Source organism: Paraburkholderia hiiakae, from assembly GCF_904848665.1.
Taxonomy (GTDB): domain Bacteria; phylum Pseudomonadota; class Gammaproteobacteria; order Burkholderiales; family Burkholderiaceae; genus Paraburkholderia; species Paraburkholderia hiiakae.
Genome location: NZ_CAJHCQ010000029.1, coordinates 56,219 through 81,347, shown reverse-complemented (window position 1 = coordinate 81,347; position 25,129 = coordinate 56,219). Strand labels below are relative to the sequence as shown.

27 protein-coding genes, 1 rRNA gene and 1 pseudogene are annotated in these 25,129 nt (G+C 59.6%); 10 read left to right on the top strand and 19 right to left on the bottom strand.

Annotated features, from left to right (window positions below; all coding sequences use genetic code 11):
• Positions 1–53: 53 nt before the first annotated feature.
• Positions 54–167 (top strand): 5S ribosomal RNA (rrf, locus tag JMY28_RS35335).
• Positions 168–821: 654 nt separating this feature from the next.
• Here rrf and JMY28_RS35330 read toward each other — a convergent pair.
• The 4 genes from JMY28_RS35330 to JMY28_RS39195 form a co-directional block, all read right to left on the bottom strand.
• Positions 822–1,592: a sulfite exporter TauE/SafE family protein gene (locus JMY28_RS35330; protein WP_201700516.1), complete on the bottom strand. Its 771-nt coding sequence runs from the start codon at positions 1,590–1,592 to the stop codon at positions 822–824.
• Positions 1,593–2,001: 409 nt separating this feature from the next.
• Positions 2,002–2,187, bottom strand: coding sequence for a hypothetical protein (locus JMY28_RS35325; protein ID WP_201700515.1), 186 nt, complete (start codon positions 2,185–2,187; stop codon positions 2,002–2,004).
• A 42-nt stretch (positions 2,188–2,229) separates the two neighbouring features.
• On the bottom strand, positions 2,230–2,427 hold the full coding sequence (locus JMY28_RS39600) for a hypothetical protein (RefSeq protein ID WP_407945575.1): 198 nt from the start codon (positions 2,425–2,427) through the stop codon (positions 2,230–2,232).
• 146 nt (positions 2,428–2,573) lie between these two features.
• Positions 2,574–2,702 carry a helix-turn-helix transcriptional regulator gene (locus JMY28_RS39195; protein ID WP_236597190.1) on the bottom strand — a complete coding sequence of 43 codons (129 nt, stop codon included), beginning with the start codon at positions 2,700–2,702 and terminating at the stop codon, positions 2,574–2,576.
• Between the two features lie 621 nt (positions 2,703–3,323).
• Between JMY28_RS39195 and JMY28_RS35315 the strand changes: the two genes are divergently transcribed.
• Together JMY28_RS35315 and JMY28_RS35310 are read left to right on the top strand one after the other, a co-directional pair.
• Positions 3,324–3,593 carry a hypothetical protein gene (locus tag JMY28_RS35315; protein WP_201700514.1) on the top strand — a complete coding sequence of 90 codons (270 nt, stop codon included), beginning with the start codon at positions 3,324–3,326 and terminating at the stop codon, positions 3,591–3,593.
• Positions 3,594–3,790: 197 nt separating this feature from the next.
• Positions 3,791–4,483: a CBS domain-containing protein gene (locus JMY28_RS35310; RefSeq protein ID WP_201700513.1), complete on the top strand. Its 693-nt coding sequence runs from the start codon at positions 3,791–3,793 to the stop codon at positions 4,481–4,483.
• Between the two features lie 446 nt (positions 4,484–4,929).
• Here the strand turns inward: JMY28_RS35310 and JMY28_RS35305 are convergent, their stop codons facing one another.
• Entirely contained in the window at positions 4,930–6,057 is a 1,128-nt protein-coding gene (locus JMY28_RS35305; RefSeq protein WP_201700512.1) for a C13 family peptidase, read from the bottom strand.
• 296 nt (positions 6,058–6,353) lie between these two features.
• On the opposite strand from JMY28_RS35305, the gene JMY28_RS35300 reads away from it, so the two are divergent.
• On the top strand, positions 6,354–7,265 hold the full coding sequence (locus JMY28_RS35300) for an alpha/beta hydrolase (RefSeq protein WP_201700523.1): 912 nt from the start codon (positions 6,354–6,356) through the stop codon (positions 7,263–7,265).
• Positions 7,266–7,800: 535 nt separating this feature from the next.
• On the opposite strand, the gene JMY28_RS35295 is transcribed toward JMY28_RS35300, so the two are convergent.
• From JMY28_RS35295 to JMY28_RS35275, 5 genes are all read right to left on the bottom strand, one after another.
• Complete coding sequence (locus JMY28_RS35295; protein ID WP_201700511.1) at positions 7,801–8,601, bottom strand: DUF2182 domain-containing protein; 801 nt, start codon at positions 8,599–8,601, stop codon at positions 7,801–7,803.
• Positions 8,594–9,196 (bottom strand): DUF1326 domain-containing protein, encoded by a 603-nt coding sequence (locus tag JMY28_RS35290; protein ID WP_201700510.1) that lies wholly within the window; start codon positions 9,194–9,196, stop codon positions 8,594–8,596. Before JMY28_RS35290 ends, JMY28_RS35295 begins: the two co-directional genes overlap by 8 nt.
• Positions 9,197–9,520: 324 nt before the next feature.
• Entirely contained in the window at positions 9,521–10,093 is a 573-nt protein-coding gene (locus JMY28_RS35285) for an OsmC family protein (RefSeq protein WP_201700509.1), read from the bottom strand.
• Positions 10,094–10,139: 46 nt separating this feature from the next.
• Entirely contained in the window at positions 10,140–11,072 is a 933-nt protein-coding gene (locus JMY28_RS35280; protein ID WP_201700508.1) for a hypothetical protein, read from the bottom strand.
• Between the two features lie 212 nt (positions 11,073–11,284).
• Positions 11,285–12,328 (bottom strand): AraC family transcriptional regulator, encoded by a 1,044-nt coding sequence (locus JMY28_RS35275; RefSeq protein WP_201700507.1) that lies wholly within the window; start codon positions 12,326–12,328, stop codon positions 11,285–11,287.
• Between the two features lie 474 nt (positions 12,329–12,802).
• On the opposite strand from JMY28_RS35275, the gene JMY28_RS35270 reads away from it, so the two are divergent.
• From JMY28_RS35270 to JMY28_RS35255, 4 genes and pseudogenes are all read left to right on the top strand, one after another.
• Positions 12,803–12,967, top strand: a complete 165-nt coding sequence (locus tag JMY28_RS35270) for a hypothetical protein (RefSeq protein WP_201700525.1) — start codon at positions 12,803–12,805, stop codon at positions 12,965–12,967.
• 758 nt (positions 12,968–13,725) lie between these two features.
• Positions 13,726–13,971: a hypothetical protein gene (locus JMY28_RS35265; protein ID WP_236597188.1), complete on the top strand. Its 246-nt coding sequence runs from the start codon at positions 13,726–13,728 to the stop codon at positions 13,969–13,971.
• A 122-nt stretch (positions 13,972–14,093) separates the two neighbouring features.
• Positions 14,094–14,465, top strand: coding sequence for a hypothetical protein (locus JMY28_RS35260; RefSeq protein WP_201700505.1), 372 nt, complete (start codon positions 14,094–14,096; stop codon positions 14,463–14,465).
• A gap of 634 nt (positions 14,466–15,099) precedes the next feature.
• A pseudogene (locus JMY28_RS35255) lies at positions 15,100–15,291 on the top strand (winged helix-turn-helix domain-containing protein); the annotation flags it as partial.
• A 407-nt stretch (positions 15,292–15,698) separates the two neighbouring features.
• On the opposite strand, the gene JMY28_RS35250 reads toward JMY28_RS35255, so the two are convergent.
• From JMY28_RS35250 to JMY28_RS35210, 9 genes are all read right to left on the bottom strand, one after another.
• Positions 15,699–16,457, bottom strand: a complete 759-nt coding sequence (locus tag JMY28_RS35250) for an SDR family oxidoreductase (protein WP_201700503.1) — start codon at positions 16,455–16,457, stop codon at positions 15,699–15,701.
• Between the two features lie 47 nt (positions 16,458–16,504).
• On the bottom strand, positions 16,505–17,254 hold the full coding sequence (locus JMY28_RS35245; protein WP_201700502.1) for an SDR family oxidoreductase: 750 nt from the start codon (positions 17,252–17,254) through the stop codon (positions 16,505–16,507).
• A gap of 203 nt (positions 17,255–17,457) precedes the next feature.
• Positions 17,458–17,832, bottom strand: a complete 375-nt coding sequence (locus tag JMY28_RS35240; RefSeq protein ID WP_201700501.1) for a VOC family protein — start codon at positions 17,830–17,832, stop codon at positions 17,458–17,460.
• Positions 17,833–17,864: 32 nt separating this feature from the next.
• A complete protein-coding gene (locus JMY28_RS35235; RefSeq protein WP_201700500.1) occupies positions 17,865–18,587 on the bottom strand; it encodes a helix-turn-helix transcriptional regulator in 723 nt (240 codons plus the stop codon).
• A 198-nt stretch (positions 18,588–18,785) separates the two neighbouring features.
• Positions 18,786–19,364, bottom strand: a complete 579-nt coding sequence (locus tag JMY28_RS35230; RefSeq protein ID WP_201700499.1) for a DUF1349 domain-containing protein — start codon at positions 19,362–19,364, stop codon at positions 18,786–18,788.
• Positions 19,365–19,616: 252 nt separating this feature from the next.
• Positions 19,617–20,234, bottom strand: coding sequence for a LysE family translocator (locus tag JMY28_RS35225; protein WP_201700522.1), 618 nt, complete (start codon positions 20,232–20,234; stop codon positions 19,617–19,619).
• A 216-nt stretch (positions 20,235–20,450) separates the two neighbouring features.
• A complete protein-coding gene (locus tag JMY28_RS35220) occupies positions 20,451–21,050 on the bottom strand; it encodes an NADPH-dependent F420 reductase (RefSeq protein ID WP_201700498.1) in 600 nt (199 codons plus the stop codon).
• Positions 21,051–21,078: 28 nt separating this feature from the next.
• Complete coding sequence (locus JMY28_RS35215; protein WP_201700497.1) at positions 21,079–21,846, bottom strand: SDR family NAD(P)-dependent oxidoreductase; 768 nt, start codon at positions 21,844–21,846, stop codon at positions 21,079–21,081.
• A gap of 64 nt (positions 21,847–21,910) precedes the next feature.
• The gene (locus JMY28_RS35210) at positions 21,911–22,645 is read right to left on the bottom strand and encodes an SDR family NAD(P)-dependent oxidoreductase (protein WP_201700496.1); all 735 of its coding nucleotides are present in this window, start codon (positions 22,643–22,645) and stop codon (positions 21,911–21,913) included.
• Positions 22,646–22,751: 106 nt separating this feature from the next.
• Between JMY28_RS35210 and JMY28_RS35205 the strand changes: the two genes are divergently transcribed.
• Both JMY28_RS35205 and JMY28_RS35200 read left to right on the top strand, forming a co-directional pair.
• Entirely contained in the window at positions 22,752–23,693 is a 942-nt protein-coding gene (locus JMY28_RS35205) for a LysR family transcriptional regulator (RefSeq protein WP_201700495.1), read from the top strand.
• A gap of 310 nt (positions 23,694–24,003) precedes the next feature.
• Positions 24,004–25,122, top strand: a complete 1,119-nt coding sequence (locus JMY28_RS35200; protein ID WP_201700494.1) for an acyl-CoA dehydrogenase family protein — start codon at positions 24,004–24,006, stop codon at positions 25,120–25,122.
• Positions 25,123–25,129: the final 7 nt, after the last annotated feature.

Here is a 25,129-nt window from a genome sequence, read left to right as displayed (position 1 = left end):
TGGCTGTGGCGCCGGGTTGACCAGAACCCATCGCGACGCAGCAACCCGTCATGCCTGATGACCATAGCGAGTTGGTCCCACCCCTTCCCATCCCGAACAGGACCGTGAAACGACTCCACGCCGATGATAGTGCGGATTGCCCGTGTGAAAGTAGGTAATCGTCAGGCTCCTTATGCTGTAACGTCCAGAACCCCGGTCTCTCCCAACGAGAACCGGGGTTCTGTCGTTTGCGGCGGCGTAAATCCTGGTCAGCGCCGGCGCGTGTGTTCGTCATTCCTGGTATTCATCGCGGCTGCTCCCGAAGCACGAGGCTTGTGCTGACCTCACGGCCCGCGCGCAACGCGTTCGGCCTGGAGTGAAAAACAATACGCGCAGCGATTGCACAAACGATGCCCCAGATACCGGAAATATGGTTTCCGTCGCAACGACAGGCAAACAGACGAGCCGTCAGGCTAACCATCGAAGTTCGGTGGCGCTATCGGATCTTCGTCCGATAGCTGTCCATGGCATCGCGCGAACTGCTGCCGAGAAGTTCTATTCGTTGGTCATGTAGGAATCCATATCATGACACAACTCTCTGCCCGTGCCGACCTTATCGCGATACAACCCTGAAAGGCATGCGGTTCGAGTCCCACCCTGGGCACTAATAGCAGTTCCGGCAGGTTCTGCTGGAACTGTTGTCGCGTTGGAATACATTTCATTCGCGCGATTCTGCGGCGAATAGATGCAAGAAAGCGACGCAAGAAAGCCGGCTCCTGTGCCGGCTTTTTGATTTTTCCAGAAAATAGAAAGGACTACGATATGGTGACTCGCAAGCTGTATCACCCGAAATAGCTGATTCCCGAGACGATCATCAGCAGGTTCACGGCGCGAGCGAAATGATTGTCCGATAGCCGCTGATAAAGTGTCATGCCGACTGTGGTGCCGAGAAGCGACGCGGGTATGCAGAGCAGGATCGCTGGATCAAACCCCACCTTGCCGGAAGAGTGGCGCAGGAGACTGATCACCGCGAGGGCTGCCACCTGCATGATCAATATGAATGGCTGAAACATCGCACGCTGACGTTTCTTGTTCCAGCCCTTGAAGCCGCACCAGATGGTGACGAATGCGCCGGGAAAGCCGGCCGCGCCCCCCGTAACTCCGCCGAGAAATCCGGCGAAGACATCGAAGGCCGTTGCCTGGCGACCGATGACCAGAGGCTTGCGGGCAAGCATGTAGCAACCGTAAAGGACGAGAAACACGCCAAGCACGTGCGTATAGACATGGCGGTCCAGCGTCAGCAATACCGTTATGCCAACGGGCAGTCCGACTGCGCCGCCGATCAGGAAGACAGTCAGTTCGCGCCATTGGATCTCACGCTTGAGCGACCAGACCACTGCCGTCTGGTTCGCGACACTGCAGACGATCATGATCTGGACGATCTGCACCGGGTCGTCGGACAGATGAAACAGCATGGCGCCGCACACCGCGGAGAAAGCGAACCCTGCAATGCTCGACACCGCGGACGCCAGAAGAATGGCCCCAATGACAAGCGGGTTGACGCCACGTTGCGTGGACAACGAAAGGCAGAGGGCAGTGGCAATCACGAGCACTGCCCACTGAATCCTGACTTGCCAGGCGCGACTGGGGGGTGTGCTCGACGAAAGGGAGGATACTGCGGGGCTTGCAGGCTCAGGTTCGGTATCCATTGCCTTGACTCTCCCGTCTTGGTTCAGCATCGAAAGGAATTCGCCTTCCCGGCCAGTTGGCACAGGAACGCATCGCTTGCGGATTGAGCGCGAACAGTGCACTTGTGAAGGGACGGGACGTCTGACCAAAGTGATAGGCGGCGTGACTTTCAGCTTGGTTCCTGGAATGTGCGGTAGCGCACATTCCAGGATGTATGCACATGCAATGCGCACTGTCCCTTTGTCTGATGGGTGCGTCGCCGCTTCGTGCCGTGGCGACATGCGGTTGCATTCACGCACAACGTTCGCAATTAGAAGCGCCTTTCCCTCAAGGTCATCGCGAGTCGAACCCATCCTCGCAGTGACGCAGCGCAGATCGCACAGGCATACGCGCCATTGGCGCTCCGGCGAGTTCCAGCGCCTCGGCTGCACTCTCCACCGCATCGACCAGGGCGCCCCACGCCGCGAGCAGACGCACGAGGCTGTCTCGCACCACATGTTCATCGCCCACCACCAGCATCGGGACGCCGTCGAAGTGTGCAGCAATCGGATGCCCGTCGAACTAGCGCGGTGCGCGTCCCGGACCCGCTGCATCGAGTCGCAGCCGAACGCTGAACACGATCCCTTCTCCCGATTGCGAGCGCAGGCTGATCTTTGCGCCAGGCACGCGTGCGAGTCGCGAGACGATCGCCAGTCCCGCCCCGAGCCCCCGTTCACGCGAATGCTCAGGGTTGCGTGACTGAAAAAGCTCCTCGAACATCTGCGGCGAATCGGGTTGTAGAAAATCTCAAAGGTTCGAAACTTTCCATGGTTGGGCTGCCGCCGGTTTCATGGAGACCGAGACAAAACGCCCAGGGCCACACGCACGAAGGTGAACTGCGGTAGCGGCGCCACGGCGCGATCCGGTTAGCCGGCTCCGATACGGTCAGGGCAAGCGCCCGAGCCAAAGGATGTCAGTGCGGCCCTGTTATGCACGCCGAACCTGGCATAGATCGATTTGACGTGGATGTGCGTTGTATTCGGGCTCTGGCCCAAGAGTGCCGCGATGACTTTTCGGTTCTCCGTCCAGAAGCTCCAGCAGCACCTTGCGTTCCGTCGCCGTGAGCGTTGCCTTGGCGATTAGCAGCCAGGTGCGGAATGCCTCATCACCGACCATGGGGAGGATCTGTGAAATGTCCAGGGACTGAACTGGACGGGAGAGGTTCCGTCGGCACTGGCTGGGCAGGGCTCATGCGATCACCTGTTCAGGTTATGTTCGGGCGTCAGCGAATAAACTACGATCAGATCCAGGCTGCTATCGTATTGGAGGGTGACCATAACAACTACAGATCCAGGGACCCAACCTGGTCGTCGAAGGAAGGGGGCACGTCATGACTTCTGTACTGAAAACGGCGCGTCAGGCTGCGAAGCACCATCCCTTGTATTTCGCCGGACTTGTTGCAATGGTAGGCGTTGCTGTGGCCAACCTCTATGCAATCTGCGAGGCTTCCGTCGCCATGTCGTCGGTTTTCCCCTCCTCGAGGGGCTTTGAGGTTACCAAACGCCGTCGCCACAGAAATAAGTAGAAGCCGCGGGTGCCCTGCGCAAGGAAAGTCACTACTCCAGCGCTATTGATGAGGAGCGCTCAACGATGTGCCACGCCTAAGGAGCCGCGACATGAGCTACCCGAGCCGGGTTTTACCCGTTCTAACCTGCTGCGTGTTCACGGCGATGGCCACCAGTGGATTTCAGTGCTGTATTGCCGCGACCGGTAACGCCGATTTCGATTCTGGGCTGAATGACTCCGCCCAGGTGCCCCATGTTTCGGGAAACACGCCGTTTCCGCGCTTCGACCCATCGCAGTTTTCGTTTGCTACGCAGCCAGCACTGGATGACGCGATTGCCTTTTGCATTCCAGACCTCTTTTGCTCACTCGAAGTTCGATAGCACGGTCGGCTTGGGCGCGCTCAACGACAAGACGAGCCCGTTCAAGGTGGGTCGTTGCGCAAAGGGTGGTGCCCGAATACGGAATTGAATCAGGTTATGGAATCAAGGCGCCTCAGCACCGAGCGGACGGCTCGGGTCCAGGCCGCGCGATGGGAGCACCTAATGAGGACCTGTCGGCACACATTGAAGGAGTAACCATGCTCGCACGCCACATCATGAACACGTCAGTCGTCACCGCGGCACCGAACATGACGATCCACGAGGCTGCAAGACTGCTCGTCGTCAACCGTATCAGCGGCATGCCGGTCGTCGATGCGATCGGAAGGATCATCGGCATCATCTGCCATAGCGACCTCCTGCATCGGGTAGAAAACGGGACCAGCCATGGCAAGCGGCAGTGGTGGCGCGAACTTCTGTGGTCATCGTCTCGCGGGCAGGCCGCGAGGTATGTGAAGGAGCACGGACGTTTCGTCAGCGACGTAATGTGCGACGAAGTGATCTCGATTCCTGAGGACATGCCACTCGCGCAGATTGCGGATCTCATGGAGCGCCGGCATCTGAAACTCGTGCCGGTGCTGAGACACGGCAAGCTGGTCGGAATCGTCAGCCGCTCAAACCTGATCTGGACGCTCATTTCCGTTGTAGCAACCACGGACTCGGCGTCGCGCGACGATGCAAGTCTGCGTGACGCGATAGCCCGCGAGATGCACGGGCAGCACTGGGGGCTTCCGAAGCAGTGCGTGCTCGTCAAGGAAGGCGTCGCACATCTATGGGGCGTCATCGAGAGCGAGGAGGAGGAACGCGCGATTCAGATCGCTGCCGAGGGCGTAGCGGGAGTCAAGCGCGTGGAATATCACCTGGAGTTCCCAAGCGTGATTCCGGCGCTGTAGCTTCCACACGGCGGCAGCACGGGTGCATTCGATTCGTGCTGGGTGAACGGTCGGCGCATGGTCGTGACAGACAAATCGAAATATGCGTGAATGTGCTCGTCTCGATCTCGCTATAGGAGGTTGAACGTCGCCGCTGTGTCCTGCGATGCGGGGAGCGCGTCACCACTCCGAATAGAAGGAGGTGCCTCTTCGCGTACGGTCATACATTTGCCGCTGCTTTACCGATGCCAGAAGTTCGGCGGTTGGGATGCCGTTGTCGATGACATGTGCTTGCACGGGTGAGAGTACGGATCGGCGTCAGTGGGCCTGACGGTCGCGCTCGCGAGTCTTCGAACGACAGGGAGGAAACCTCGAGCCACCGAGCGAAGGGCGGTAACCGAGCGTCGCCCTTGACGGATGCCGTGTACGCCGGGCGTCTTCCGAGTCGCTATGGCATGGCTGCGCGGTCAGTCACCGGTCCAAACTACGCGATCGTCAATAGCGTAAAGCCTGCAGTCCGCAAGCCCTCGGCGGTTGCACAGCGCGAGCGCCCGCGCGGCCGGATCAGTAGGTAGCGAAGTATCGTGCGGTGTTGTACCGACTGCATATTGCCCAGATCCTCCGCTTGACATCACGAATGCGCGCGGAACCGGTTGGGACTGGTAGTCGTGATAGGCCTTTTTCCCGGCGTTCCCAAGCAGGGAGAGAGGATCGATTGGGGGCGTGTCAGTGGTTTCGTCGCCCGGTTGAAACCAGTCTTTCAAAGGCCGCTCCGCCAACCACCGCAACTTCACTCCTACCGACATCTGTGGCTCAGAATTCCGGAACTGCAATTCGTGTTCACGTCGCGCGACCCTTGTTTTGGCATCGTTCATTAGCCGTGAAAGTGACTCTGACCGATCAAAACCTTTCGCGAAGAGTGCCTCGGTGAAAAAGGTATTTTGACTGTCTGCCTGACACCCGAAGGATGCTCGTTCGCCCGAAGCCGATGTGATGACGATACGTCGCTCTGCCTGGAGTTCTGGCAGGAACGACCCGGAAAAGCAGGCCGCAAGTATCACAACCGTCGGCCGGTCTCCCAGCAGAGCAAGCGCACTCGACAGCTGTGTGGCCGTCAAGGGTTTCAACTCGTGGTGTGCGACATTCACGCTGAGAATTTTTCGGTTGCCATGCGTGGAAATAAAAACCACTACGATGTCATCCGGGCCCGCGTGGCTGGATATTTCTTTGACTGCATCGATGAGTGTTGCCGGAGTCGCAAACGGGAAATGTAACTTGTCTTTTTGCGGCCCGTCGCTCTCCTCGTACTTCAATACCGGTCCGCCCAACTCAGTGAGTCTGCGCGAAACCAGCTCCATGTCATTCTGAAAAGCCGTGGAAGTTGAGTTCATGGCGAAGCCTGCAAACCACACGCGGCGACCTGTCGCCTGGGTTGCTGCCTGAACGGCCTGAGCATCTTGCCATCGCTCGAGCGCCATACTTTGGTTCTGCGCATCCGGATCGCTGGGCGACAACTCGGCACATCCGCCCAAGGCAATGGCTGCGAACAATGACGAAAGAAATTGAAGGATAAATGTCAGGTTTGATTTTCTCATTTGCTCCTCATCCCGTTCGTCTGTTCGCATCGTTCCCACAAGTACCAGGATTGAGACGTTTTCCCGAATGCGCCTGTTTAGCGCAAATAATATACGTGCCGCAAAACCACGTCCGATCTATCTGAATCTTCTGCAAAATGAGCGAATGCCATACCGGAAGAACGCCTCGGGACGTCCATTTACCGAGGCTGTGGCAGACTGCGTTTTTTCATCGTTGGGCTTCCGAGGCAACGCGCATGACCGTTCTTGGCGCTATCGCAATGGCGGCAGCTATGCATTCCGGAGCATCGTCGCAGATCATCGGAACGGAAATCGACGCGCCGGGGCCGGTAGGGCCACTGCGGGGAACGCTGCTGTCGCCAGCGATACCTCATGTTCCTGTCGTTCTGATCGTGCCGGGTTCAGGCCCGACTGACCGGAATGGAAACGGCCCAAACGGTCTCCGGGCGGCAACATATCAACTACTGGCCGAGGGGCTCGCAACCCGTGGCATTGCGACGGTCCGCATCGACAAACGAGGCATGTACGCAAGCGCCTCAGCAATACCCGATGCTGACGATGTGACGATTGACGACTACGCGACTGACGTGCACTCATGGGTGACGGCCATCCGAACGCGCACTGGCGTTGCCTGTGTATGGGTATTAGGTCATAGCGAGGGAGGGCTGGTCGGGCTGGTGGCTGCGCAGCGCACGGCTGATATTTGCGGTCTGATTCTGGTTTCGACAGCGGGTCGTCCCTTGGCGGATGTGTTAGAGGAACAACTGCGAACCAATCCGGCAAACGCGCCAATCTTGGAGAATGCGATGGCGGCGCTCAAATCCCTTGAAGCTGGACAAACGGTGAGCGCGGCAAAGATCGATCCTGCGCTGATACCCTTGTTCAGACCGACCGTACAGCGCTTTCTCATCAGCGAACTGAACCTTGATCCAGTTGCGCTGTTAGCCCACTATGCGAGGCCGGTGCTCATTGTGCAGGGAATGCAGGATATTCAGGTTAGACCTGACGATGCCGAGCGGCTTGAGCATGCGAATCCACAAGCCGAACTCGCGCGTGTCGCCAACGCTAATCATGTTCTGAAAGTCGTTCGGACAGGCGATAGAAACGAAAACATCGCTACGTACAGCGCCCCAGACCTTCCGCTGGCCGAGGGTGTCGTAGACGTGATATCGACCTTTCTGCAGCGCGCCTCGGCAGGTGCACAATAATGGCTCTCAGTTTCCACAAAATCAGGAAAATCGAGGTCACTGACGCATGGTCGACGACGGGGCCTGCATCGTCAGACAATCTGAGAGTCATCAAAATAACCTTCTCAAACAGGAGGGCCCCGGATGGCAGCTTCGACCCACGAGCGTAGCGCGCAGTTGTGGAGGTGCACGTTGTCCTACAGTCGCCCTCGGTCTGTCGTGCCGTCTGCCAGTTTGCGCCACATACGCACGCTCGGCCGGTCTCGACGCTCATCGCTTCACCGATCCGCAATCATTGGCCGACGTACTTACGAGTCGCGGCCTACTCGCATGAACGGCAAGCCACGCTCTTCCCAATGCTGCCGGTCGAGCCGTGAGAGGTTAGACGACAGGGTTAGAGGCGACCAGCCATTCGAGTGGCAGTTTTGCCCAACACGCCAACGGTGGTCGCTGGCCGCACTACGCTGGACGATCGGTCGCGGCGGTCGTCTTGCATCGGTGTCTCATGCAAAAGGCAAAACCCGATCCTCAGCGCCACGCTGTTCGTCTCGCAATCTCACCCTGTTGTTGCGACTGCTACACCCCAGCCCACTAGCAGCAACCCTTCCGCAAAAGGAAGCCATCGCGCTTGCGGAAGCATTTTTTCGAGTATCACGTAGATCGACAGAGCGACGACCCAAAGCACGTTCATGACGCCAAACACGAAGAGCAACGCCATGAGTGCCCCGCAACAGCCGACGCAAAAGGCGCCATGGCGGAGCCCCATGATCCAGGCGCCGAGGGTGCCGTCGCGCCATTCAGTCAGAAGAAAGCCGAGTGGGGAAGCACACTTGCCAAGGCACGCGTGCTTTAAAGGTGTCAGTTGGAAAACTCCAGCAATGACCAGGAGACTGCCCCCAAGCAGCGGGGTTGCGCTCACCATCATTGGCGTAACGAGACGGGCCTCGAGCAGGCGCCACTGCGCGAGCGTCGCAAGCAAGCTGAAGCCAGACCACACGACCAGGTAGCCGAGAACGAACACGCTCGTGTGTGCATACGGCAATTCTCGCGCCCGCCGCTGGCGACTCAAGGACGCGAAAATCAGTACCATCGGTACGATCGACGGGAGCATCATGGCGGCCATCATGATGGCCCACATCGCCAGCACCAGCAGCAGATCGACGGCGCCCCAATCCGTCATGCGGGGCATGATAGCCATGGCGACCCCTGCATGCATGTGGCGCATGCCCCAACTCATGTACAGCAAATAAACCCACGCGACGGTTGCGGCAGCCGTGAGTCCCGACACAATGATCACGCGGTCCCGCACCCACTGCCGTCGCGTGACGACCCGGCCCAGAAAGCCAGGCTCAGCCATGGTAGGCGAACGGAGAATAGAAGCCGTTCCGGTCTGAGATCTCTCTGGAAAAGTCGTGGTCGGTGAAGCGAAAGCGTGTCGATTTCCCGATTACCGCCGTAAAACCAGGGACAGGGGTAAACGGATGATTGCTGATGGTTACGTCGCCTCCATCCTGACCAGATAGCGCTTCGATTTCGACGTCCGCCACGTCGGGTATGCGAAGGCTGCGACGCTTCCCATCGAGGTGGTAGTCGATCGCGACTGGCTTGACACCCATCACTTCGCCAATCATCGGCCCCAGTGCTGAAATTGGTCCGCCGGCTTGACCGGAGAAAATCTTGCCCAATGCCTCTTGCTGGTCCGGTGTCCCGCGTTCGTCGAGATAAAGCGCCACCTTCCACTTGTTTTGCAACATATGACCGGGCGAATATGCAAAGAGAGCGGTGTTTAGCCCATCCAGCGTCACGTCGCCGAACTCGCCTTGATCGATGTGCCAACCAATCAGCACCGCGCAGTCGCCGTCCGAGGGCGGACCGAGACAAACGCAACTGCACGGAGCGTAGCAGTTGCAGCTTTCGAAATAAGTACCGGTAACCTTCCAGCTTTCGGCCATGGCATTTACCTCCTTTCGGGGGCGCGCAAGTTATGGACGGTTATGGCAAGTGGGGTGGCACGTTTGCGCCCGTCAGTGGCGATTCCCACACCTAACTTTGCGGCGAATTAAATCAAGTCTAGGTCGAAATGGCGGGGGGTATGGGCCACGTGCATCAAGCGTTGTGCCCTGCGACCCGGGAGACGAAGGTTCGCAAACGTGACTGACTCTGTCTTCAATGGCACGCGCGACTTGCTCATCGGCTGCCGTGCAAAACATGTGCTTCCGTTTGGGAGTAGGGGCGCGACCGAAACGATTCGGGTCATCGCGCCCATATCGCGAAGCTCACCCGACAACAAGGGTCGATTTCAGGGCGACGGGATTCGCAAGATTGTAGACGTTGGGGGAAGTCGCCATTACCGCGTCGTGGATTTCGGCGAATTGCTCGCTTGTGCCGCTACCCTTGATACGAACGGTGTAACGCAGGCTCTCGTATCCGTTTGCCACTTGCGGGTCGATTCCAAGAAAACCCCTGAGGTCGATTTCTCCCTCAGTCTCGATCTGCAGGGATTCGAGCGTAATCCCGCGGACGGCGCATTGCGCCACATAACCCACCGTTATGCAGGCATTCAGCGCGGCGATCAGATGCTCCTGCGGATTCGCAAACTTGTTCGAGCCGCCGAGTTCGCATGGCTCATCGATATCGATCGTGAACCGGCGCGAAACATCCTGCCCTCCGATCGAGAACCCCGCTACTTCGGCGCGAGTTCGCGTCTGGCCCTGCCAGGTCGTAGCTACGCGCCAACCGGTGGTGGCTTTCGAGACATCACCCTTGACACCATCAATCAGGGCAAAAAGATCGTCGACGTTAATGCCGTTCACGACATTAGGTTCATGGATCTGTGCGTTGGCATTCATATTCCATCTCCTTCAACATAGGTGGTTTGTTCGGCTGCGGTAAAGCTCATTGCAGCGTGGCGAGCGCAGCCTGGATGCGCATGCCTTGGTCTTCGGAGATGAGGCAATCGAGCACCTCCCCGAAATGAGGATGGCGTACACCCGAGTGGATGTATTGCCACCGGTAAGCCTCGAGGAAATTTGCTTCGACCGACTGGGTTTCCGCCTCGTCGATTGCGCGGCCGCAGTTCGCCTCGAAATAACGCGCATCGGCTGCGGCTTGCGCCTGCAGAATGCCGTCGATTGCACCGAGCAGTTCGATGAATTCATCAACGGCCTTGTCGCGATCACTGTCCGTCATCGTGGCGTCGTGACGAACCCATTCGAGCTCGTCGAGCATGGCGTGCTGGCTCTCCTCCTTCCAGTGGTAAAGAAACACGTTCTTGAATAGCTCCGATAGCTGATCGTCTGGAGCGATACTCTGGCGATAGTGGAGCTGGCTGAACAGTTCGATATCGAGCGTCAGTGCCAATACCGCCCACGTGCTTTTTCCGAGCACGGCTGAGGCAACGGCATCTGGGTCGACGTCGAAGCGATAGCCGGCGGGAAGGGTCTCACCGATCATCTGGTCAATGCGACGAAATAGCGCCTGATGCTTGAGTTCCTCTTCGCTGAACCGGACCAGCGCCTCAAGCGCCACCTGGTCGCCGAGCCAATAGTCACGGCTGACTTCGAGCACCTTGGCGTTGATGAAGCGCTCGACCAGTCCGAACACATTGGCATACGTGCGTCCCTGAATCTGGCTGATAAAGCGCTTTTCGCTTTCCGAGAGCGTGAAGAAATTCGGAGTCAGTGAAAGCCCGTCGGGGAGATATTTCTCGGACGTGTCAAAGGCGCGGCCTCCAATTACGTCACGTTCGATGTCCCAACTGACCATCTTTGAGGCGCGAATGCAGCGAGCGTAACGATCGCGGTTGGAGAGTCGCGAAACTGCGTTCATAGCATGTCTCCCAATGTGAAGCTACGTGCGGCTGAGCTGTGAATGTTCATCTACCGTCGAGAACCAGATCGTTGATCTGGCATCCGGTACGCTCGAATGTACGATTGGGAGACGCGAGGTTCTATGATCGGGCCGCCGGGAGATATGGCCGAAACGCCGGCTCGGCGCTTGACGCGTGCGAATGAATCCTGCGTCGGGTAGGGCAGTCTGCGTCACAGATCCGCTGGTGGTCTGATGCCATTCGCAGCGGGTGCGGCCTGCGCAGATCCGGCAGCGTCGCACATCTTTCCTTTGCTTTTGCGCCAGCCGGCCGGCGGCATACCAAATTCGCGCCGGAAGGCACGACTGAATGCCGCCTCCGACTCATAACCGATCTGCTCCGCTATAGCGGCGAGGGACTTTCTATCGGTCAGAAGTTCCTGCGCAGCGATCTGCATGCGCCAACGCGCCAGATACTGCATTGGCGGTTGTCCAAGGAGATCGGTGAAGCGTTGCGCCAGCGCCGAGCGCGACAGCCCCACCTTGCGCGCAAGCTCATCGACGGTCCATGGGTGGACTGCTTGAGCATGGAGCAATGAAAGCGCGCGTCCGACGTAGCGATCGCGCACGCCGGCCAGCCATCCTGTCTGGTGGGCAGGAAGCGTTTCAATACAACTACGTACTGCCTCGACAAACAAAAGTTCGGACAACCTGGCGAGGACGATTGAGCCACCCGCCCGCGAGTTCGCAGCTTCGGTGGCTGCGAACTTGAGAGAGGACTCAAGCCACGCGGCTCGCGGATCGTGGCGCATATCAATCTTGAAGAGTCGCGGCAGTGACGAGAGCAGTGGGTTACTGAGCGTGTCGTCACAGGCCAGAAAGCCGCATACGATGCGAGTCGTCGATCCCCCGCCACCGTAAGACAACGTCATCACCTCACCGGGTGCTGCGGCAATTGGGCCAGCCAATAGCAACTCCATTGGCGTGGGCGCAAGATCCATGGCACTGCCAATCAGATGCGTTTCGCCTTGCGGCACCACTAGCAGTTCGCCGGCATCGAGATGAATAGCCGAGTCGCGGTCGTCTGCCAGGTGGGCCCAGCAACTCCCTTCTATGATCAGATGATATGAGACGACACGCTCGGATCGCGGCAGATAGGCCGCGCAGAGCGCAGCATCCGTGCGACCTACCACGCACCAGGGTGCCGTGAAGGTCCCGTTTAAATACACCGCGCCGCTCAGACGCACAGCGCGCAGGACGTCAGAAACTGCATCCATGAAAGGCTCGCGGGATAGGCGATTTCCCGGCAAGGAACCGGGACGCCGGTCATTTTTCGACCTGACCGAGGGCTCCATGTTATACCCGCTGCGGCGGGAGATGACAAATGCCTTACCGACAATTTCACTGCGCTTGACGCTCCGCCGCGCGATGCGTGTGGATCAATCGCGTGCAACGAATCGTGCCCTTCTGCAGTAGGACCGGACAAATTTTCTGGACGCGCTGCAATGGGCAGGCGAGCCATCGGCAAGAACTGGACGATCGGGCAAAAAACGTCGACGCACGGGCAGGACGGCAACCGGTTGCGAGAGGCAAAGTGCGTCACAGGACGGGACATGACAGATAAGCGTCATCCGTACTTTGCAGCCAGCCTTCCATGAAATTCGGGAGCCTGGCGCGCCTTCCTGACTTGCGCAGATCGGTTCACGCACAGCGACTGCCGGTTCGGGCAAACGAAATAGCGTGAGATGCCGATGAAACGCCTGTTAAGCCGCGCGACCTGCCACCCGCTCATCGCGCTATCCATGTTCTATTTGTTCGACCTGTTGCATAACGTCGACTACAGCGCAACCGGCGCTCTGCTCGTTCTGGCAGCGAAATCGATGTCCCGTGTCGTGAGCTTGTTCAACAAGACGTAGTTCTATAGGTGCTGCTCCCATGAATGTGGGATGAAGGGACTGGCACCTCAATGCAGCAGCGTGACGGGTGCCGCACGAAGCCGTCTGGCTGGCTTCGCGGCTCAGGACAGCGCTATATCCGGATGCTTACGCGATGTTCTAACGCACCCGCGCACGTGCTTTGTTCAGGGCCAGTGAAATCGTGCGTGGATCGCTGGTTGTCCGCTGCGGAAACTCAACCAGTCCATCCTCAAGTCAATGTCAGTGACCGAACCTGCCCCAGGCCGTGCGAAGACGCTCGAGCGGATTCATCGTGACCGAGTGAAGCACCGTTTACGATCTTTTTACTTGTCTGCGGGCAGCGACGCAATACAATGTTCGAATACCGAAATATATAGAGTCGGCTCCATGAGCATCGTCCGATGTCCCCGTCCACCAAGTTGTTCTCCTGCCTGACTGGCAGACGTCTGCGTCTCTCTTCTTGAGCCATCGTCTTGCCTGCAGGCGAGCGGTGCGCGTCGTAATGACTCTTCCTATGCGCCTTGTCACGCTACGTGGATAGCGCATTGCAGCTATTCGGTGTGGCGCTGCCGCCTCCTCGCGTTCTATGAACGTATCGGGTGAAGGTAACCGGAATCGCGCTGAAAGTTCGGCTGTCGCCATGCTTCAGCCACAGTCATCACAGCGCACAGCGCGGCGGCGCCGAGTCCGGCCACAGGTGATCAATGCAGAGAGAAATGCATATGGCAACGCCAATTGTAGAGCGCCGAAAGCCCGGTATGCCGCGACTGAGCGCACACGAAATGGCAGCGTTGATGCTGCTAGGCTACGCGGCAGTCGAGGTGGAAGTGGAGGATCTCGACATGACCGCCCTCCGCGACGCGGGACTTGCGCAGCGCGTTGAGCGCGAGCCCGGCAGACAGGAGTACTCGATCACGCGCGAGGGCAGGGAGGTGTTGCGGGTTCTGAGTGCGCTGAGTGCTCCAGAAGACATGGTCGACCGGCTTGCTACGCCCGACGCGTAACGACGGTAGCGTCGCAGCTGCAAAGGTAATGTTCCGGGAGGTCAGCAATAGTTGCCAGAGATTTATTTGCAAATTAATAAGTAGTACGAATTTGAATCGTGATCAACGATGGGAGTTTTAGCATGTTCGAAATCAACAAGAACTACACTCGCGAATTCATTCATTCGGTCTGTGGAGGCAGTAAGCAAGCCTTCCTTCCCGCCAGGAACGGTAAGGTCGTGGCCGCGTGCCTGCGTATGGACCTGAACCCACAGGCACCAGACATCATCATCTGCGACGGCAGCGCTTCGGCGCGGGCGGCTGGCCGAACGCTCGCGGGACAGCGAGACGCCATTCCGGTATTCGTCAAGATGGAGGTCGACTTGTTTCGCTTCGTTGGCCTGTTTGCAGTGAGCGAGTCCTTGACTGCGCCCCTGGACTGCGCGCCTTACGCGCGCAACACCGGGTTCACATCGGGGCAGGTATCTCGCGTTTTGAAGATGAAGCGTTGCTAGTGTGCGTTCATCAATGCGGAAAGCGACGGCAGCGTTGTTTTGCCGCCGCTGCCCGCATCTTTACGCAATTTTTCTCGGGAAGACATACAGCTGCGGGCTATTTTCGATAACGCCGGAGTTCCGTACACATGGAAACGCGTGTTTGGACCGGCGGAGCGCACAATCGCGCGGTACGCGGCGACGGAGCATGCGGATATCGTGGTGCTTGACGCAAGCCGCCTTGGCTTTTTTCACGGCTGGGAAGTGTTCGCCAGACTATGGCGTCTGACTTCAACCCCCGTCAAGATGCTTCACTGACATCTCGCGCCTCACCCGCTTTCATCAGCAACATCCCGCGATCACGATTCAGATCGTGACCTCACACTAGCCTGCAAATTTCCGCCGGGAAGACATCGACGTGCTCGTGCAGTCGCATTCGTACCCGGCAAAGGGTCGGGCGTCGGCTGCTATTTCGCGAAGCGCTGATGCCTCATTTCGGCGCACGGGCGCCTCTACAGGCCATCGCTGCGCCAGACTTAACGCGGTCTTAACATCGGCCCCCACAATTCAGCGCCGTCTTTGATTGGGACTTGAATGGCATAAGTCAGGCTCACGTTGGAATCGTTGCCGTCCTCGTCGGGCAAACCCAGATCAGGTAATGACATATCGACAATTGCTGCTGGATGTCTGGGGACCTGCTTACGTCGATCGTCCGCAATACCTGCGCGTGTATATGGTCGGTATCCGGCAAAAGCTCGAGGATGACCCGGCGCGCCCGCAGTTTCTGATCACCGAATTGCAGGTCGGATACCGTCTCGCGGGCCTCGACGCGAATGGATTGCCGTGAGTAGTCCGCATTCCTGTACGGAGAGAGCCAGCCATCGTCAGGAGCATGCGCGTTGCGAAGGCAATGCGACGGAGATAAGTTACCTGCCGTCGATGCCTGCTCCGTGGCGCCATTGTGCTCGGATCGCTTGACAGCTTGTCGGCCCGAAGAGACATGCGGGTGTCTATCGTGAGGTGTTCGCGAGCGGCGGGTACCGGCCGCGAGCAATCATGGCGTCGGTGAATTGCTCCATGGTTCGGCGCCCTTGTTACTCATGACCATGACGACCAACAGGCGCAGGAAGTTCTCCAATCATTTGGAGTAACTCAGCGACGCCCATCCCCGCAGTCGTTTCGATATTTGGGCAACAATTCGTCAGCCGTCCCGGCCCTGGCCGTCGCCCGTTGCAATCACGCGCTCGAACTACATCACCACGGGATCGTTTCGTTTTCCCAGCGCGTGAACGTTCCAGTCGGGCTGTCCGGGCCCAGCAGCGCGACGCGCACCGCCTCGCGCGCGCCTTCCTCGACAGTTTCCGTGCCGGCGTAGCCGTTGAGGTTCGTACTGGTATAGCCCGGAGAGACGGCGTTGACCTTGATCCCCTCAGGCTCCAGCTCGATTGCCATGGCGACTGTCAACGCGTTGAGCGCCGTCTTGGAGGCCGGGTAGACGGGGCCGAAAATCGCGCGGTAGGCGAAAGCCGGATCCGAATTCGTCGTCAACGACCCAACGCCGCTCGACACGTTGACGATGCGGGCTGCCGACGCCTGGCGCAGGAGCGGCAGCATGGCCTGATACACGGCGAGGACGCCAAATACGTTGGTGTCCCACACCGCGCGCATTTCGTCGAGGGACACGTTGCTCGGGCGGGTCGTCCGCGCGTATGCCTCGACGGACTGGCCGGGCTGCCTGTTCGTATTCGAGATCGCTGCGTTGTTGATGAGCACATCGAGGCGTCCGAACTCTTTGCGGATGCGCTCCGCCGCAGCGGCGATCGAAGCCTGATCCGTCACGTCGAGCTGAAGCGCGCGTGCGTGCGGCCCCACCTCCGTCGCCGCAGCCTCGCCGCGCTCGAGATTGCGGGAGCCGAGCAGCACTGTGAAACCGTGAGTCACGAGATCCTTGGCGATCTGAAGGCCGATTCCCTGGTTCGCCCCGGTGACCAGAGCGATAAGTTTGTCCTGCATGGCAGTCTCCCAGTTGTATTGCGTCGTAGCGTGGCCCTGAAGGTCGATCAGCGAAGCTCGGCCGCCCAGGCTTCGGCGTCGGCGCCGGCCGGGATACGCATCGGCGATGACGGGTCGGTCGCCGCGCGCCACACGGCTTCGGCGACGTCCTGTGCGTGAGTAGTCGGGGAAGACGTATCCTCCAGCCGCGCGATGACCGTCCTGGCGAGATCGGCGTAGGCCTCGTGGTCAAAGCCGTGTATGTGGGCGCGCGCGTTCTCGCCGAAGCGGGTGTCGGGCGCGCGGCCCGGCAACACCAGGTGTGCCCGGATGCCGAACTGCGCGAGTTCCAGCGCCATCGACTCGGTGAAAGCGTTCACAGCCACCTTGCTCGCACGGTATGCGGCGAGCAGGGGGAGTGCCTTCAACGTCACGCTCGATGTGACGTTCACGACGACGCCGGCCTTGCGCTGCCGGAACTGGGGCAGCACCGCTTGCGTCAACGCGATCGTGCCGAAGGTGTTGGTTTCGAAGAGCTCGCGCACCGTCGCGAGCGGGACGAGTTCGGCCGGGGAAGCCGCGCCGAAGCCCGCGTTGTTCACGAGGACGTCGATCGGGCCGGTGAGTTCGATCGCCTTGCGAATGCTTTCTGGATTCGTGACATCGAGCGCCAGCACGCGAAGGCGCTCCGACGGCGGCAGTATATCGGCGCGCAGCGAGCGCATCGTAGCGACGACCTGCCAGTCGCGGGCCAGAAAATAACGGGCGATCTCGAGGCCGAAACCGGAAGAGCAGCCGGTGATCAGGACGGTTTGCATGAGCGTTCCTGTGAGGTGGTTCGTGTGATCTCCTACGATAGGTGCCTGAGGCCGTACTTACTACAATCAATAATCCGAATTTCGTTTGCAGGAGTCCGGCGATGATCGATCCGTTGGCTGAGGTAGTGATGCCGGTTTAGGTGGGTGCCCGTTCGCGAGCAAACGAACAACGACGCGGCGGGCAGTCGTGAGGGCGCGTTTCCTCAACGCTTGGGACGCGAAAATAGGTTGACGAGATTGCCATCAGGGTCGCGCAGCAAGAGCGAGCGATTGCCCCACGGCATCAACGTCGTCGGCATCACGATGTTTGTCCCGGACGCATTCATCCGTTCGAACACCGCGTCAACGTCTTTCACTTCGAACTCCAGTATCGCCGATCGATTTGCAGCCGCAGTGGCAGCACCAGCGTTGAAAAGCTTGATCAGATCCTCGGACGATATCGCAAGCGTCGCGCCTCCGAATCGTATTTCGGCAAATCCCACGGCCGGACGAACAGGCTCGATACCGGAAAGCCGTTGATAAAACTCGACCATCCCGTCGATATCCCGGGTAACGACACGAACCGATGCTAATTTCATTTTGAGCTCCTCGCCAGGAAAGGGAGCTCAGTCTAATGGTCGATACTGTCAAATTCTGGCAGTATTGTGTGGCTGGCAACGTGATCGAGCCTGCGCCATTCACGAAGCAGTGTTTGCCGCCTTTTGGGGTAGCGCTCTTCCAACTGCTCGACGTTCGAGATCCGGTCCGAACGGAAATTTCGAAAATCAGCTCGAAGCTCGCACCAGCACATCAAGACCCGCGCCTGGTCGAAATACACCAGAGCAAAGGGCCACACGACACGCTGCGTTTGAATACCACTGGCGTCCACGTAGGTAATGTTGAGCTTATGCTCTTCCCGGACTGCGGCACGCAGAAGGTCAGGTGAGACGTTGTGGGCGGCTCTCTTCAACGGCGCGCCGACCAGCAGCGAAGACTCCTCCAGTTCACGACGCAGTTCGGTGGGCAGTACCGCGGCTATCTTCGCAAGCGTGCTCAGCGCACCGGACGATAGCGTCTTGTCGCAGCGATCGGCCACCCAGCGCATGCCAAGAACCAGGGCATCGAGTTCCTCCGAGCGAAACATCATGGGCGGCAGCATGAAACCCGGTTTCATAACGTAACCAACGCCTGGTTCTCCCTCGATCGTTGCCCCCTGCGCCTGCAAACTGGCGATGTCCCGGTATAGCGTGCGGATGCTCACGCCGAGTTCTTCGGCGAGGGCTTGGCCACGCACGGGACGTCGATAGCGACGTAACACTTGCAGGAGATGAAGGAGACGTTCGGAGCGGGACATACGTGAATCCTGATATCGACACTGAAGCAAATCGACGACGCGATCGGTTACTGCAAGTCGAAAACAATAGGTCGCATCCAGACAGACGTTGCATTGTTGACGATCTATGCCGTTCTGTCGAACGTCCCAATCTGGCCGACACGGTCAATTGTCGATGATTCGCACAACGACAAGCGCGCGTGTCGCCGGTCGCGAAATCTAATCGTGGAGACGCCGGTCTATCGCAGGACCGATCTGAAAATCGCGGAACAGCACCTCGAAACCATTGCGCTCGGGAGAGCAGCACATCACGCCGACTTCTGCCTTGGTGGTGGGCGGCAGATACGCCAGGCGGATCAGTTGCCACTTCTGGTCCAACTCACGCAGGTACTGCACCTTAATCGCCTCTCCGTGCCGCGTAAGCCTCAATCTCAGCCCGTCTGACGGCAATGCCATTCGTTGTACAGACCAGTCCGAATGATCGTTGGTCACTACCACCGACAAGCAAACCTCGCCGTCCGTGAACTCCGTGCCGGCCTTAATCCAGTGCGACTCACTCAGCCGGACCATCAGCCCCGCTTGGTCGTATAAGGCCTCGTAGAGCCCGTCTACGGTCACCTCGGCAGAAAAATCCCCTTCAACGGTGACATAAGCGAAGTGTCCCGAATCGCGCCAGAAATCGTAGAAGGTTCCTCGCCAGAAATCTGTCCGATCGCCGGTCTTGACCCAGAGGTCACCCGATCGGATCTCGGAAGAAGCCGGCGCGTTGAGCCATGTGTAATTCTCGAAGCCTTTCATTGCGATCTCTCGTCAATTGGCGCACTGCCTTGCGGACCGCACGGCGCCGAACCGGAATGTGACGCGCCGGTCGGCACGCCAACGTTACACTCCTCGCCACCTCGCATCATGTGGATTGGCCATGGCGGATAAGTTGCCCCCGGAACCCCATGACGTAATTCCGCACGTACTCCATCTCGCATTGTGGGTGTGCGTCGTCGCCACCAGGTGCTGACCCGACCCATAGTTGGTCTTATGTGCCCGGGCGCTTTGTCAACGCAATGCCTGCCGGATTCCCAGCGCAATCATGAGCCCTCCACATGTGAGGTCGATCCATGCCTTCGCGCGACGATACGCCGTCGCAATCGCCGCGTGCGATAGAACGAGCGCGACTGCTCCGTACCAGCACGTCGCTGTTGCGCCGACAGTAGCAAGCACTGCGAAGAACGTCGGCATGGAAACGTGCGTGGGCACCGCTGAGGAAAACACCGCCGCATAAAAGGCGATGGACTTCGGGTTTGCGATATTTGTCGCAATACCTTGCAGGAAGGCGGCACGAAACAAAGGCGCCTTCGTTGGGTGACGTGAACCTGAAGGGGTTGCCCGTGCCGACACAACGAGCCGCAGCCCGAACCAGATCAAATAGGCCGCGCCAGCAAGCCTGACGCCGACAGCGAGCCACGGGAAAATAGCGAACACCATTCCGATACCGAGGATGGCGCAAGTCGCCCAGAACAGATTCACCGTCACGATTCCGGCGACAAGCGCGAGCGCATCGGAGCGTCTGCCGGCTACCGCCTTCTGGGTGATTGCGACGAAGTTCGGCCCGGGTATGACGACAGCCGCCGCATAGACAGAAAAGACTGTCTCAATAGCAGACGAATTAACCATTTGTAGCCTCAGTGAATTCTGGTTGCACAAAACGTGGAGTCGCTTCATCAGCCAGTATTCTGAAGCAATTCACGACTGACCGCTGGCAGCTTTCGAGCGGCTTCTGTGAATGAGTACAGTCGGCGATGAAGGGTCATTCCTGCGCGTTGCCGTTCAGACGGCGGTCGTGTCCGGCAATCGGCCATTCGACTCAGCGAAATGTCCAGAAACGGTTGTTCACGAGTCGAACTTGATCAAGTCCTTGAAGATCAGTTGTCCCCAGCTATTTTCGCGCGCTTGCACAAGTAGTCCACCGTCCGAAAGCCCGCCAAGTTTGATCGGCGAGAAACCGAGATTTTCCGCAAGCGTACCAATCTCCGCTGCGGCGCCGTCATCGTCGCTCGCCAGGAACACGACTCTCCTGCCACCCTGTACGGCCGGGTCTTGGCCGAGGACGGCAGCAGCCAAATGATTGAAGCCTTTCACCAGCCTGGCTCCGGTGAATGCGTTCGCGACGAAAGCTGAGGACGGGAGCCCGTCCAGTTCCTCAAGCGGGGCGAACGTGTTCATCACGTCGATGATGGTCTTTCCCTTCCAACTGGGCAGCGCCTTCGCGACCTCCGGGTGCGACTCGAAACGGACAGCCAAAAAGAGGGTGTCCGCCTTGACGGCTTCCGCCAAGGTTTTGGGAATGATTCCGGGTCCGATGGCGGCCACATCGGATGCAAAGCTTGTCGGGTCGCGCGTGGTTGCAACGGATACTTCGATACCGCTGCGGGCAAACGCCTCGGCAAGCGCGTGGCCGATCTTGCCGAAGCCGATGATTGCGTAGCTCATGAGATTCTCCTTCGGTTTTTCGGCGCGCTCAAAGCTTGTAGCCGCCGCTCGCTTCAATCGTCTGGCCGGTCACCCAATGACCATCGTCGGAAGCCAGGAACGCCACAACGGCAGCGATCTCCGAAGGCTCGCCAAAGCGTCCCAGCGCGATTTCGGCCTCGACTGCCTTCACGAGTTCGGGATTTTCGCGGAAGGCGGCGTTCGCGTCCGTTCGCGTGTAGCCCGGCGCCACAGCGTTCGCAGTAATTCCGCGCGGCCCCAGCTCGGCCGCGAGCGCATGGGTCAGGTTGTTGATGGCCGCTTTGGCCATCGAGTAGACGGGCGCGGCTGTCACGGGCTTCGTGGCGGCAGCGGAAGAGATGTTGATGATGCGTCCCTCATCGGCAAGACGATCCAGAGCAGCCTGAACGATGAAGAAGGGCGCACGGGCGTACACCGCCATCAGGGTGTCCCAGCTTTCGGGCGTCGCGTCCTTGAAGCCAACCCAACCGGCATTTCCAGCGTTGTTGACCAGAATATCGAGCGCTTTGCTTCCGTTGCGCCTGGTGAATTCATTGTCGAGTTGCTCGAACAAGGCCGGGACGCTCGCCGGGTCAACGAGATCAGCGTGGATCGCGAACGCAGTGCCTCCAGCTTTCTCGATGGCCGCGACCGCCTCGTCCGCGCCAGATCTGCTGGCGTTGTAGGTCAGCGCGACCATCGCACCATCCTTTGCAAGACGTTCAGCGATGGCGCGGCCAATGCCCCGCGATGCCCCGGTAACGAGAGCCGTTTTTCCCTTGAGAGATTGTCCCATTTCATTTTCCTCCGTAGATGCGCGCATGATCGGATCACTGGCGTGTCCGGCTGGGCGTGGTGCATCAGAGTTGCGCCAGGCCACCGTCGACGGCGACCTCGCTGGCTGTCATGAAGCTGCTGTCGGACGACGCGAGAAAGGCGGCCACCGCCCCGATCTCCGCCGGATCAGCCATGCGCTGAAGCGGAGTCATCGAGGCGAAGACCTTCTGGCCCTCCTCGCCGAGCGCTTCCTTCGCGAGTTCGGTCGCCGTCGCCCCGGGCGACAGCACGTTGACCCGGATGCCGGTGCCCTTCAGATCCTCCGCCCAGGTCCGCGCGAGGTTGCGCACCGCCGCCTTGCTCGCGCTGTAGGCGCTGAACGCCGGTGCGCCCGTGGTGCCGGCGCTCGATCCGGTCAGGATGATTGAACCGCCCCGGCCCATCAGCGGCAGCGCCTTCTGGACCGTGAAGATCGTGCCTTTCACATTGGTGTCGAAGGTTTCGTCAATGTGCCCGGCGGTGATCTTGCCGAGCGGAAGCGGGCTTCCCGTGCCGGCATTGGCAAAAACGATGTCGAGGGTTCCGCGCTCGGCCCTTACCATCGCGTAGAGCCGGTCGAGGTCGGCCGGATCGGAGACCGAGCCTTTCACTGCGCGGGCATTGGGCCCGAGGTCGGCCACAGCGGCGTCGAGCGCTTCCTGCCGGCGGCCAAAGATGAAGACGAAGGCGCCCTCCTCGATGAAGCGCTTTGCTGCGGCGCGGCCGATGCCGGTAGCGCCGCCGGTGATCACCGCGGTCTTTCCATTCAGTCTGCTCATGTCATGCATCCTTCGAAACGAAAACGACAAACACCATTCTGGAGCGCTTGATTCATGAAGCCAATTGACTAAATTTCTATAGCTACCATCTACTTTTTAGATAGCTATGCTCGACAACGTCACCATCAATCAACTCCGGGCCTTCGTCGCCGTGTGTGACCAGGGAAGCTTCTCCGGGGCTGCACGGGAGCTGAGGCGTGCACAGTCGGCGATCAGTCACGCGATCAACGCGCTCGAGAGTGCCTTTGACGTGGTGCTGTTCGAGCGCGATACCCGCAAAGCCACACTTACAGCCGCGGGCCGCAGCCTCCTGCCTGACGCTCGTGCGGTGATCTCACGCACCGAGGAAATGAAGATGCGCGCGGCTGCGATAGCCGAGGCCGGGGTACCAGAGGTCTCGGTCGCCGTGGATACCTACTTTCCGCGTGCGCACTTGATCGAATGCCTGCGCACCCTGCAGGCGGACTTTCCAACGGTTGCAATCAATCTGCGCATGACGACCATGCAGGGCGGCGAGCGTTTGGTTCTCGAAGGCACGTGCGCATTGGCGGTGACGATCACGGACGTGCCGGAGCTGAGCCCCGGCACCATAGAAAGACAGCATCTATGTGACGCGCAAATGGTGACCGTCTGTGCGCCATCGCATCCGCTGGCCGCGATCGCGGGGCCGATCCCGCGGGAGGAATTTGGGCGGCATATCCAGCTCGTCGTAACCGACAATCAGCCCGATTCGGAGAAGACACAACAGGGGGTCGCCAGTGAACGCCAGTGGCGCGTGAATGACCTCGGCGCGAAGCACGATTTGCTCAGGGGAAGCTTGTGCTGGGGGCACATGCCGCATCATATGGTTGCGCAAGACCTTGTGAATGGAACACTTGTCGAACTCCAACGGCGCGCATGGCACATGCGCCCCCTCACGTTCATGATCTCGCAGCGGCGCGGGTACTCGTTTTCCGAATGCGAGACACGGCTGGTCGAGCTCCTTGGCAATCGTCATGCCTTCTCAAAAGGTGGGCAGACCAAGGCCGGCGTAAAGCGCGGTCGCTGATGCGTTTGCCCGGAGAAGGGTGAATCGACCGGCACCGTCTTGGGCGGCACGCCAGTATCGGTACAGGCTCGACAAAGCGAGGACAGCGAGCGTTCGGACATGCTCAGCAAATGCAATAATGCGTTGGCCTGCAGTCATGCCAATGCGCTGCGGGTTCCTTCAAGTGCGAGAGTCGTTGTTGCAGGTCTGCATGCGACAGATGCACCGGAGTGCGCCATGTGCACTCCATCTTCAGCTGCGCGACACTCGCGCGCCGCTTCAGCACAGACCGGACGACCGTCTCCGCTAATTCTGCCCGGGAGACGTTCCGATGTCCTACATCGAAGTGTTGGAACCGATTGTTCGCACCACGATTTCCCCCGATGCCCCGCATACGGATCAGCTCGCCCGTTTCCCGCGCGCTGCCGTCGATGCGCTCGGCAAGTCGGGCCTGCTCGGACTCGTGAGCGCAACGGAAATTGGCGGCATGGGGTTAGGCGCGGCGCAGGCGTGCCAGGTGGTGGAACGCATTGCGCGGGATTGCCCGTCCACCGCAATGGTCGTCACCATGCATTACGCCGGTGCGATCCTGATCGAAAAGTACGGACCCGAGGAGGTGCGGCGCGCCATTGCGCAGGGCACGCACCTCACCACGCTGGCATGGTCCGAGACCGGCACGCGTAGCCACTTCTGGGCACCGGTCGGTACCGCGCGGCCTGACGGCGACGATTTCGTGCTGAACGGCAGCAAAAGCATGGTGACTTCCGCGGCCGAAGCGGACTCCTATGTCTGGTCGTCGCGACCGGCGCTGGCGCAGGAAGGCGCCAGTACGTTGTGGCTTGTGGACAGCCGTGCGCAGGGACTGCACTGCCCGAAACCTTTCGATGGTCTCGGCCTGCGCGGCAACGCGTCCGCACCCATTCAGGCCGATGGCGTGCGTGTGCCCGCCAGCGCAATGCTGGGTCCTGACGGCGGCGGCGGCGAAATCATGAACGGAGACGCGTTGCCGGTGTTTGCGAACCTTGTCGCCTCGACCTCTATTGGCCTTGCCGACGGCGCGCTGCAACGTGCGATCCCTCACCTTACCGGTAGTCGATTCGCGGAGAGCGGTGAGTCCCTGTGCGATCTGCCAACGATCCGCGCGTATCTCGCCCGCGCGCAGCTTCGCGTCGATCAGGCGCGCGCGCTGCGCGACGACACGCTGGCCGCCATGGCGGTGGGCCGGCCCGACACGATGCTGCGCGTACTGGAAGTGAAGGCCGCGGCCGCGGAAGCCGCGCTTGCCGTGACCGATACGGCCATGCGCATCTGCGGCGGCGCGGCGTTTCGCAAGGAAGTGGGCATAGAGCGTCTGTTCCGCGACGCGCGCGCGGCTTCCATCATGGGGCCGACCTCGGACGTCCTGTACGACTTCATCGGTCGTGCATTGTGCGGCCTCCCGCTCGCCTGAAGAGGAG